We start from the raw sequence: 10743 nt of genomic DNA on the forward strand, positions 1-10743 counted from the left end.
GCCGGGCATCGTGACCCGGAGGTGGGGAGCATAGCAACCCCACCTCCTTTCTCCTGCTTGCTTTTCGACCTTGCCAAACCCGCCCCAAAACCTGTGATTCTGAGGTTTGCCCACACTGGCCCAACACGGCCCACGCCATGGCTAGACCGAGTGCTTTCCCGACCAAGCCCCGCAAGCCCCAACACGGGGCCACGTAGGGGGTCAGGGGCCGACAGCGGCGATGAATGGCAAAGAAAAAGCGCACCGCGATTTGCGATGCACTCAGGGCTGGCGTTCATTTTTCTGTCAAGCGTACCCGATATTGATGTCGTAGCAGTTCCCATCAGTGGACTCATACAGAGCAAATCTTCGATTTGCTCTTATCCACAACATCGGTGCTGTCCTGGCCGTTGGCATACCGGTTCAGCCTGCTGGCGATGTCCCTATCCAGACAGGTGCTGTGTGGCCCGGCCCCTATGGGGTTATCCCAGCAGTCTACCGCGCTGTTCTCCAGCCGCAGGCCAAGGCCCTGGGCATAGCTTTGTGCGTAGCCTATCCAGTAGCCGATGTCGAAGGAGGGTTCCTCTATGACCGGCTCTGGGGTTGGCGTGGGCGCTGGTGGCTCCGGCGTAGGGGCTGGAGTTGGTGTAGCCGCTGGTGGTGGAGTGGGCGCTGTTTTCACGGTAACTGTCAGGGTGGTGTCAGGCTCGGTATCTGGCTGCTTTGGCGCAGGCGTTGGGTCTATTGTCTTTGGTTCTGTGCCCTGCATATCGGTATCTTCTACGCTAGAGGTGGATGCGTATGAGCTTTCTTGTTTCGCGTGTGGAGAGATGGTTTGACTATCGTGTTCATCTTTAATGACAAATTTTTTGATTGTTGATACGGTCGGCTTGAAATTTATTCCGGCGATGATCTGCTCAAGGACGGCAGTCATATCAATGGTAGCCCGGTCAGCTCCCGAGGCTGGTTCAGTCTTTACCGCGAGTGTTTGCAGAGCAGGTGCTGGGTCTGGCGGTGCTGTCTGGCACCCGATAATGCTCGCTAAGAGGGCTGTGGTCAGGAAGGCTGTTAGGATTTTCTTCATGGGTCTCATCCCTTCTTGAAGTTTTTCTTGACCACAAGGATACCACAAGATTTTGAGAAGTCCAGACCAAACCCAAAGAAATACCCTCTAAAGATGCCTTTGAAACTTTTGTAATAATTGGGCAGAGTGCGGGCCGAGAACAGGTAACGGTTTGCGGTTATCTTACTTGTCATCAACATCTTTCTCTTGAAAATGAAAAGCCGGTCGCTTGTTTGCGAGGGCTAACCTCCAGCGACCAGCCATTTATGTTTGCTCTATTTCGTTGTTGTGCGAGTTCACTTCCTGCCGCAAAGCCAAAAGGCCGTTTTTACATCCACGTTTCGGCACTTTTGAAATCCAGCCTTTTGAGATGCAAAAAACCGCGTGGTTACGCGGTCTTTTACCCAAATATCTTTTTGGTTTTCCTAGGATGGCTGGGCTGGCGAGATTCGAACTCACGGGTGACGGAGTCAAAGTCCGTTGCCTTACCGCTTGGCGACAGCCCAATATGCCGGGCACGGAGTCTAATCACAAAGAATTAAACTCCGTGCCCGTGTGTGGGGTGGAAGATGGGACTCGAACCCACGATCTCCAGAGCCACAATCTGGCGCTTTAACCAACTAAGCTACATCCACCATAATGGCGCGCCAAAAGGGACTCGAACCCCTGGCCTACTGCTTAGAAGGCAGTTGCTCTATCCAGCTGAGCTATTGGCGCACATGAGGCATTCCCTTTGGCCTGCGTTCAAAGAGATAAAGTATGAAACAAATCGATAGGAAGCTGAAAGGAAAATGGAGCGGGTGATGGGAATCGAACCCACACGACCAGCTTGGAAGGCTGGAGTTCTACCACTGAACTACACCCGCGCATCGACCCCGCACTCCAGAAGCCCTTCTAGCGCCATAACACACTAGGAACCTCCAGTTACTACGTGATTATAGCATAGTTCAGTGGATTCGTCAAGTGAATTTTCAGCTCTCTTAAGAGATTTTCTTCCAGCCGCCTTTTATGACGCGATCTCATAGACGCAAATCGCTTGTAAAATACTTCCTGCCAACACAAACAGGTGGAAGCAAGAGTGCATATAAGGAATTTTCTTTCCCAGGCCGTAGAGTATCGTTCCCGCCGTGTACAGAATCCCGCCGGCCAGCAGACACCAAAACCCCAAGTGGCTCACGCTTTTCCACAAGATCCCCATGGCAAAAATAACCACCCAGCCCATACATAGGTAACAGACCATGGATACCGCTTTGAAGCGTTCCACGCTGACCGCGTTTAGGACAATCCCGACTGCGGCGGCGGCCCACACCAGCCAGAACATGGCCCAGCCAAGAATGCCTCCCAGGCAGACCAACGTAATCGGTGTGTAGGTGCCGGCAATAAGCAGAAAAATCGTGCAGTGGTCCAGAGAGCGGAATACTACCTTCGCGCGGTTGAGCCCCAAACCATGATAAATTGTAGATATCGTGTACAGCATCACCATTGTGCCGCCATATATGGACACAGAGCTGATCACAACGGGGGTTTTCCGGCAGAACACCAGCAGCAGGACCAAAACCGTCACAGCAAACAGGGCGGACACGCCATGAGACACAGCGGAAAAGATTTCTTCCCCCAGAGAATACCGGGGAAGGCCCATAGATTCGCATTTTTCCCGGCGAAGCTCTCCTCTGCTTCGGCTTTTCCTTGTCATCGCGTTTTCCATTTTCGCACCTCCAGATTTTTAAAATAGCAACATATAGTTCTTGAGACCATTTATATGAATATTATATACCGCTTATCCTGAAAATGCAAGAGGTTTTTTCTGTGCTTTTTGAAACCTTGTGTAGATAATCGAGATGCAGCCCAAAAACAGCAAAATAAAATCACACAATTCTGAGAAAACAGAGATTTAGAGCAGGTACATTTAGCGGTTTCCTACTCTGAAATTATCGTGCTTATCAGTACGGCCCCGGTCAAGAAGTGCCAGTCAAAGCGGCTGGACGACCAGATCGCGGCCAAGGAGCGGGAACTGGTGAAAGTCACCCGCTACAAGCAAGGTCTGTATTAAGACTGGAAAGACGGCGAGATCACTCGTGAGCACTACCACAACATGAAAACCGATTATGAACGTCAGATGGCCACGCTGACCGTTGTACTGGAAACAGTTATGCGGCTTTATGCGAAGTTTTGCGCTTCAAAAAATTATTCAAAAAATTTTCACTTCTCCGTAACCCTTCCACTCTTAATAACGATATATAGAATGAGGGCCCGAGAGAGAGGTGTGGGAACATGGAAGATGAAAAAATTGTGGCGCTGTTTTTACGCCGGGATGAGTCTGCCATCACCTATACGGCGGAGAAATATGGAGGCCGCCTACGGGCGCTGGCCAACAATCTGCTGGCGAATTCTTCAGACGCGGAGGAATGCGAGAACGATGCCTATCTACAGGCGTGGGCTGCTATTCCCCCTCATGAGCCATGGGATTACCTGTTCCCCTTTTTGGCAAAGATTACCCGGCGGCTGGCAATCAATGTCTGCCGTAGCCGGGGCCGCCAAAAACGCAGCGCACCTCTTACCCAGCTTACCAACGAGTTGGAGGAATGCATTCCCTCCCGGGAGGACGCCCAGGGGCAGGTGGACGGCATTTTTTTAGCCGAGGCCGTCAGCATCTATCTGCGTACCCTGTCTCAGGACCGCCGGGATATGTTCATCCGCCGCTACTGGTATCTGGACTCCATCTCCAGCATTGCGGACCGGTTTGGAGCCAGCCAGAGCAAGGTAAAGACTACCCTCTACCGCTGCCGCGCCGGACTGAGAGACTATCTGTCTAAAGAAGGGTATTCGTTATAGCCCCAGCGCGCCGGGAATCGGAAAGGATTGTGATTTATGTATGAATGGCAGTGATTTTTTAGATAAACTGGAGGGCTTGGACCCGGATCTCATCCAGGCGGCCGCCCAGGCTCCCGCCTCCAAACTCCGGCGGGTTTTCGACTTCAGTGCCTGGATCGCCGCGGCAGCCTGTCTATGCGTCCTCTTCTTGCCCTGGATTCTGAAGCAGGTGTTTCTTCCCCTGGCGCCTGAAGAATCCGCCGCTCCCGATAACGCCGTGAACACCTCCCACCAGCTGGAGGACGGGGGGGCGGAGGCGGGAGGGGGAGAGGCGCACTCGCCCCAGATGGCTAAGGAAGCGGAGCCTGAAGAGAATGTCTATGAAGAGACAGGAAAGCTGGAGTCCCAGAAAGCGGACATTTATATAGAGTGCTACGACGACAGCGCGGGCAATAGTTGGACAGCCACCATCCTAGGTGAGACTTACCAGTCCGGTTTTCCCGAAGGCATGCTTCCGGCGGAGGAATATTTCTCCCATAACGCCCAGGCCCCGGAGCCCGTCTCCCTGGCCGTTGAATTCGTCGATAGTATGTCTTTTCGGGGGGAAACCGAGTTCGCCCAGTCGGAGCAGGTGAAAAAGGCCCTGCCGGACCTGGGGGATTCCCATTCTCCCCTGATTTTCGGGGACTACGATGAGAAGGACCGGCTCTCCCAGCTGCAAATGTGCTGGGGCCTGGAAGAGGACGATGATGAGAAAGGGCTTACGGCCTGGTTCCTTACGGCCACTGTCTCCGCCCAGAATCCGGCAGACCCGGATACGGAAGTCCAGGCGAAGATTCAGGGGGGCGAGACCCGGGTCCTCCGGGACGGGGTGACCGTCGTCGCCCTGGGAACCTCCGGCCAGGAGAGGACCCTGAGCTTCCAGAGGGAGGGCATGTACTACCGGATTTTTGCACAAGAAGGTATTCCCGATGAGTACATGGTCGCGGTGCTGAACTGGTTCCTGGGGGACAGCTTTAGCCTGGACCTCTTCTCCAAGGAAAATGGCGAGACTTTCCATGGCTTCAAAGCAGGTTCTTAAGTTCGGCGGCTTTGCCGCCTGGTTCAAAAGATTCTCTTAAACTTAAAAGTTAAAAGCTGCATCAAAAAAGCAGAGAACGGCTGAATCATAGCCGCCCTCTGCTTTTTTGATAAAGGGATTAAAATACTTATAGGAAAAACTTTTGCCCTGGACAGCTTGATCGGTCAATATTGACCAGAGTAAAAGTTTTGTCCACTTTTTCAAAAGTGGCGTGGTGTGGAGCGGCGCTCCACGACTTTGCCGTAGCCACCAAGAGTTTGCTCGCGAACTCTTGGTGGCGGAGGCCATTCCGTATCACTCCATAAAAGTATGCTTACTTGCAGTTGGCCTTCAAAGTCTCCAACTGGTCCTTCAGGGCCTGGGGCAGCTTGTCGCCGAACTGCTTGTAGAACTCCTCGATGCCCTCGGCCTCCTTGGCCCAGGCGGCCTTGTCCACGGTGAGGATCTCCTTGAGGGTGTCGATAGAGAAGTCCAGACCCTCAAGGTTGATGTCCTCGGCCTTAGGCACAAAGCCAATGGGAGTCTCCACAGCGTCCACTTTGCCCTCGCAGCGCTTGATGATCCACTCCACCACGCGGAAGTTGTCACCAAAGCCGGGCCAGATGAAGTGGCCGTCCGCGTCGGTGCGGAACCAGTTTACATTGAAAATCTTGGGAGCTTTGTCTCCCAGCTTTTCGCCCATCTCGATCCAGTGCTGGAAGTAGTCGCCCATATGGTAGCCGCAGAAGGGCAGCATGGCCATGGGATCCCGGCGGACCACGCCCACGGCGCCAGCGGCGGCGGCGGTGGTCTCGGAGCCGGTGATGGAGCCTACAAACACGCCGGCGTTCCAGTCGCGGGACTGGTACACCAGGGGCACGGTGTCGGGACGGCGGCCGCCGAAGATGATGGCGGAAACCGGCACGCCCTCGCCCTTGTCAAACTCGGGGCTGATGCAGGGGCAATTCTTGGCGGGAGCGGTGAAGCGGCTGTTGGGATGGGCCAGCTTGCCGCCCTCGGCGATGAACTCGGGGCCGTTCACATCGGCTCCCTTCCACTCCTGGGCATTCACAGGCGGGTTCTTGTCCAGGCTCTCCCACCACACGGTGTTGTCGTCCAGATTGCGGCCCACGTTGGTGAAGATGGTGCCCTTCTGGGTGGAGATCAGGGCGTTGGGGTTGGACTTCATATTGGTGCCGGGGGCCACGCCGAAGAATCCGTTCTCCGGGTTGATGGCGTACAGGCGGCCGTCCGGGCCCTGGCGCATCCAGGAGATGTCGTCGCCCACGGTCCACACCTTGTAGCCCTTGGCCTTGTAGCCCTCGGGCGGGATCATCATGGCCAGATTGGTCTTTCCGCAGGCGGAGGGGAACGCAGCGCAGACATACTTCACTTCGCCCTGGGGATTTTCAATGCCCAGGATGAGCATATGCTCGGCCATCCAGCCCTCGTTCTTGGCCTGATAGGAGGCGATGCGCAGAGCGAAGCACTTCTTGCCCAGCAGCACGTTTCCGCCGTAGCCGGAGTTTACGCTGATGATATAGTTGTCCTCGGGGAAGTGGCAGATATAGCGTTTCTCCTCGTCGACGTCCACCTTGCAGTGCAGGCCCTTCACCCAGTCGGTGCTGTCACCCAGCACGTCCAGCACAGCCTTGCCGGTGCGGGTCATGATGGACATGTTCAGCACCACGTAGATGGAGTCGGTGACCTCAATGCCGATCTTGGCCAGAGGAGAGCCCACAGGGCCCATGGAATAGGGGATGATATACATGGTGCGGCCCTTGTAGCTGCCCCGGGCAATGTCGAACAGCATCTTGTAGGCCTTCTCGGGATCCATCCAATGGTTGGTGGGGCCCGCGTCCTCCTCCTTCTTGGAGCAGATGAAGGTGCGGCCCTCCACACGGGCCACGTCGTTGACGGCGGTGCGGTGGTAGTAGCAGTCAGGCAGTTTATCCTGGTTGAGCTTGATCATCTCGCCGGTAGAGCAGGCCTCCTTGCGCAGGGCTTCCACCTGCTCCTCAGAGCCATCGATCCACACCACGTTGTCTGGCGTGACAAGCTCCTTCATCTCTTCCAGCCAGTTCAGGACTGTCTTGTTGTTGGTCATGCTAAACTTGCTCCTTTCAAAAAAATATAGGAAAATTTGAAATTTGTAGAAACTCATTCTGACACTCATTTTATCACATACGAGAAAAATAATCAAGAGGGCTTTTTGATTAGGGAGACGCCCGCCCCAACAGGTTTTTGCGGCAACTTTTTCCTTTGTTGAAGGCAGCGCGTTCTTTGCAAAATACCAATTGAATCCTGGAATGTTTTGTGGTAGAATAGGGTTTATTCGGAAAATGGGAGGGAGATGTTTGACCGCAATCAGAAAAATCGCGGACCGGTATATTGGGACAAAAGCCTTTTATCTGTCCGTGGTTGCCCTACTGGTCCCCATGGTGATTCAGCAGGGCATCACCCAGTTTGTAAATCTGCTGGACAACGTGATGGTGGGCCGGCTGGGAACTGCTCCCATGTCCGGCGTAGCCATCGTCAACCAAATCATCTTTATTTTTAACCTCACCCTGTTCGGGGGGATGTCCGGGGCATCCATTTTTGGGGCGCAGTACTATGGAAAAGGGGATCTGGAAGGCCTGCGGAATACGCTGCGTTTCCGGCTGCTGTTTGCCATAGCGGCTGGGGCGCTGGGCATCCTGGCCCTTATCTGTTTTGGGGACAGCTTCTTTATGCTGTTCCTTCACGCGGATGCCTCTACTCCGGAGGAAATTGCCGCCACCCTGTCATATGCCCGCAGCTATATGTGGATCATGCTGTGGGGGCTCCTGCCTTTTGCCTTGTCCAGTTGCTTTTCCAGCGTCCTAAAGGATACAGGAGAAACATTTATCCCCATGGTGGCCAGCGTAATTTCCATTGCGGTGAACTTGGCGCTCAATTACTTGCTGATTTTCGGCAGCTTTGGCTTTCCCCAAATGGGCGTGGCGGGCGCTGCTTTGGCTACAGTGATCGCCAGGTATATTGAGGCTGTCTATCTGATTTTTGAGTCTTTCCGGCACAAGGCCAAGTTCTCCTTTATGAAAGGCGCGCTGAAGAGCCTGCGGGTGCCTCTGCCTCTTGTGAAGCGGATTGCCATTACAGGAACCCCCTTGATGCTCAACGAGAGCCTATGGTCCATAGGCGTCTCCATGATCCAGGCCTGCTATGCTACCCGGGGGCTGGCGGCTGTGGCGGCCTCCAATATTAACGGCACGGCTTTTAACCTGTTTTCCCTGCTGATGATGGCCATGGGAAACGCAGTGGCCATTCTGGTGGGCCAACAGTTGGGCGCCAACGACATGGACGGCGCGAAGGGCACGGTACGCAAGCTCATTGCCTTTGGGGTGGCGGTAAATGTAGGCATGGGGCTGCTGCTGATTCTCTGCGCTCCTTTGATTCCTATGATCTATAATACCGAGGCCAACGTGCGGCATCTAGCTACCATGATGCTGATGATTTCCGGGGCTTTCCTGCCTCTGTCCGCCTTTACCAACTGCGCGTATTTCACCATCCGCTCCGGGGGGAGAACCTTTATCACCTTCCTGTTTGACTGCGTGTTTACCCTGGCGGTCTGCCTGCCGGTGGCCCTGATCCTCAGCCGTTTCACTACGCTGAGTCTGCCCTGGCTGTTCTTTTTCGTCCAGTGCGTGGACAACGGCTTAAAGCCCATTATCGGGGGGATCATGCTGAAATCCGGGATTTGGGCCAAGAACGTGGTGAATGCTTAGAATATGGCACAGTATGGTAGGAATTTTGCGGCCGGGGATGCTGCGCCGCCGCGCTGCCGGCTCATCTCTGCGGGCAGGGGTTCCAGCCCTAACAATTATTAAAGCAAAGAAGGAAACAAAGTATGGAAAACAGCACATATCCCTATCAATATGAAACTCACTGTCACACCTGTTGGTGCAGCGCCTGCGCCCATGATACCCCCCAGGATATGGCCCGGGCGTATTATGAGCACGGGTACGCGGGGATTGTAATTACCGACCACTTCCTGCTGGGCAACACGGCGGTGGACCGCACTCTGCCTTGGGAGCGGATGATGGCCTGTTACTATGCGGCCTATCAGGCTGCGGCCGATTGGGCCCAGGGCAAAGACTTCGATGTGCTCTTCGGCATGGAACACAACTATGGCAACGGGAGGGAGGCCCTCACCTATGGGATCAGCCTGGAGTTTCTCCTGGCTCACCCGGGGCTGCACCGCCTGCCGCCCAAGGAATATTACGCCGTGGTCCATGAGGCGGGGGGATTTGTCTCCATGGCACACCCCTACCGGGACCGGGGGTATATTGACATGAGCCAGCCGATGTTCCCAGAGTATCATGACGCGCTGGAGGTGTTCAATTTTTATAATTATCCGGAGGAAAACCGGAAGGCGGAAGATCTGGCCCGGTCCAGAGGGATGGTGGGCACCTCCGGCGGCGACGAGCACCGGAAGGACGGAGACGCCATTGGCTGTGCGGGAATTCTGCTGCCCAGGCGGGTACGCACAGGGGCTGAGCTGGTAGAAGTTCTCCGCAGCAGGGACTATCAGATTCTGGTGGACGGCGAGGCCAGGAGCTGTGTGTTTTGAGCACGTGAAGCGGGGGGCTTCCACATAAGGTACAACTAGAAGCGGCGCTTGAGAAAGACAAATCGGGAAAACCTTGCGGTGCGGCGGGCTGACTGGTTTGTCTTTGCTTTGTTTATGGCAAAACAATCGTAATCCACAGCCGTGGCTGTCAGAAAGTATCCCTTTTGAACTGTGTGGACTGGGTACGGCATCTGAGGTGCCGACATGGCCGTCAGTACAAGCGCGTGCTACTTTTCAAAAGAAAACGATAGATCAAAAGCCCATCCAAAGGAGATGGGCTTTATTACGGTCAGGACTTGTTTGAAAATAAAGACAGTGTTTTCGGCTTTTCAGACAGGATTTAAGGCGCTGGCCGCGAATTGTGCGGTGTTGCCTTAAATCTGAAATATAAAAATGATCAGGCCGTAGACCACGCTGGCCGTAATACCGAACACCAGCACAGGCCCGGCCACGGTGAACAGCTTCGCCCCCAGGCCGGTGATGAAGCCCTCGCTTTTGAATTCCATTGCGGGGGAGACCATGGAATTGGCAAAGCCCGTGATGGGAACCAGGACGCCCGCCCCAGCGTGTTTGGCGATATTGTCATACCAGCCCAGGGCAGTGAGGGTGGCAGAAATCAGGATGAGGCTGATGGAGACGGCCATGCGGGCCTGGGGCAGCTCTAGGCCGAGGTTCTGATATAAATTGCACAAAACCTGCCCGATTGTGCAGACAAAGCCGCCAAACAGAAAGGCCAGCGTACAGTCCTTTACAATGGGGGAGGGGGGAGAGGCCGCTTTCACGCTTTGGGCGTATTCTTCCGGGGTAATGGTTTTCATGGTTGTTCCTTCCTTTCGCGCAAGATCGCATCATGGGGTTATTGTCTCTCCGAAAGCCGGACTTATTCTTGCGAAACGGGGAAAAGGCGGAAACCTCTGCACAAATGTAAATAAACTGTTGCGTTTCTTGCAATCCTAGCCTAAATCGTGCTATAATGTAAACAAAAGCCTCGCCGGGAAAGGCCTTGCGCTTCCCCGAGCAGATTTCTAATTGCGGAATTAAGCATACTTTTTTGTAGTAATACTGTGTGGCCTTCGTACGCACAGGTCGCGTACTACGGCAAGGCCGTGGGACTCCGTCCCACACCCCGCCAGGGGCTACGCCGCCCCTGGACCCGGCAATGTGTTTGGGTTTGGCACACTCAGCTAACCAGCGTAAAAGTTTGGTCCAGTCCAGGGTGAG

9 protein-coding genes and 4 tRNA genes are annotated in these 10743 nt (G+C 54.5%); 4 read left to right on the forward strand and 9 right to left on the reverse strand.

Annotated features, from left to right (window positions below):
* Nucleotides 1-331 precede the first annotated feature (331 nt).
* The 6 genes from D7X94_RS18150 to trhA all read right to left on the reverse strand — a co-directional run bounded on the left by D7X94_RS18150 (nucleotide 332) and on the right by trhA (nucleotide 2747).
* Nucleotides 332-748 (reverse strand): hypothetical protein, encoded by a 417-nt coding sequence (locus tag D7X94_RS18150; RefSeq protein ID WP_147401691.1) that lies wholly within the window; start codon nucleotides 746-748, stop codon nucleotides 332-334.
* A gap of 725 nt (nucleotides 749-1473) precedes the next feature.
* Nucleotides 1474-1548 (reverse strand) — tRNA-Gln (locus D7X94_RS08865).
* A gap of 52 nt (nucleotides 1549-1600) precedes the next feature.
* Nucleotides 1601-1677, reverse strand: a tRNA-His gene (locus D7X94_RS08870).
* A 5-nt stretch (nucleotides 1678-1682) separates the two neighbouring features.
* A tRNA-Arg gene (locus tag D7X94_RS08875) sits at nucleotides 1683-1759 on the reverse strand.
* A 75-nt stretch (nucleotides 1760-1834) separates the two neighbouring features.
* Nucleotides 1835-1908 (reverse strand) — tRNA-Gly (locus D7X94_RS08880).
* Between the two features lie 140 nt (nucleotides 1909-2048).
* The gene (gene trhA, locus D7X94_RS08885; protein WP_243111236.1) at nucleotides 2049-2747 is read right to left on the reverse strand and encodes a PAQR family membrane homeostasis protein TrhA; all 699 of its coding nucleotides are present in this window, start codon (nucleotides 2745-2747) and stop codon (nucleotides 2049-2051) included.
* Nucleotides 2748-3313: 566 nt separating this feature from the next.
* On the opposite strand from trhA, the gene D7X94_RS08895 reads away from it, so the two are divergent.
* Both D7X94_RS08895 and D7X94_RS08900 read left to right on the forward strand, forming a co-directional pair.
* Nucleotides 3314-3874 (forward strand): RNA polymerase sigma factor, encoded by a 561-nt coding sequence (locus D7X94_RS08895; RefSeq protein ID WP_120427364.1) that lies wholly within the window; start codon nucleotides 3314-3316, stop codon nucleotides 3872-3874.
* Nucleotides 3875-3914: 40 nt separating this feature from the next.
* The gene (locus D7X94_RS08900) at nucleotides 3915-4934 is read left to right on the forward strand and encodes a hypothetical protein (RefSeq protein WP_120427365.1); all 1020 of its coding nucleotides are present in this window, start codon (nucleotides 3915-3917) and stop codon (nucleotides 4932-4934) included.
* 42 nt (nucleotides 4935-4976) lie between these two features.
* On the opposite strand, the gene D7X94_RS18155 is transcribed toward D7X94_RS08900, so the two are convergent.
* Entirely contained in the window at nucleotides 4977-5222 is a 246-nt protein-coding gene (locus D7X94_RS18155) for a hypothetical protein (protein WP_147401692.1), read from the reverse strand.
* Nucleotides 5223-5247: 25 nt separating this feature from the next.
* Nucleotides 5248-7020, reverse strand: coding sequence for a phosphoenolpyruvate carboxykinase (GTP) (locus tag D7X94_RS08905; protein ID WP_120427366.1), 1773 nt, complete (start codon nucleotides 7018-7020; stop codon nucleotides 5248-5250).
* A gap of 250 nt (nucleotides 7021-7270) precedes the next feature.
* Here D7X94_RS08905 and D7X94_RS08910 point away from each other — a divergent pair, with 250 nt between their 5' ends.
* Both D7X94_RS08910 and D7X94_RS08915 read left to right on the forward strand, forming a co-directional pair.
* Nucleotides 7271-8677, forward strand: a complete 1407-nt coding sequence (locus D7X94_RS08910; RefSeq protein ID WP_158590964.1) for an MATE family efflux transporter — start codon at nucleotides 7271-7273, stop codon at nucleotides 8675-8677.
* Nucleotides 8678-8799: 122 nt separating this feature from the next.
* Nucleotides 8800-9522 (forward strand): PHP-associated domain-containing protein, encoded by a 723-nt coding sequence (locus D7X94_RS08915; RefSeq protein ID WP_120427368.1) that lies wholly within the window; start codon nucleotides 8800-8802, stop codon nucleotides 9520-9522.
* 374 nt (nucleotides 9523-9896) lie between these two features.
* On the opposite strand, the gene spoVAC is transcribed toward D7X94_RS08915, so the two are convergent.
* A complete protein-coding gene (gene spoVAC, locus D7X94_RS08920) occupies nucleotides 9897-10340 on the reverse strand; it encodes a stage V sporulation protein AC (RefSeq protein WP_120427369.1) in 444 nt (147 codons plus the stop codon).
* Nucleotides 10341-10743 lie beyond the last annotated feature (403 nt).

This window comes from Acutalibacter sp. 1XD8-33, assembly GCF_003612555.1.
GTDB lineage: Bacteria > Bacillota > Clostridia > Oscillospirales > Acutalibacteraceae > Acutalibacter.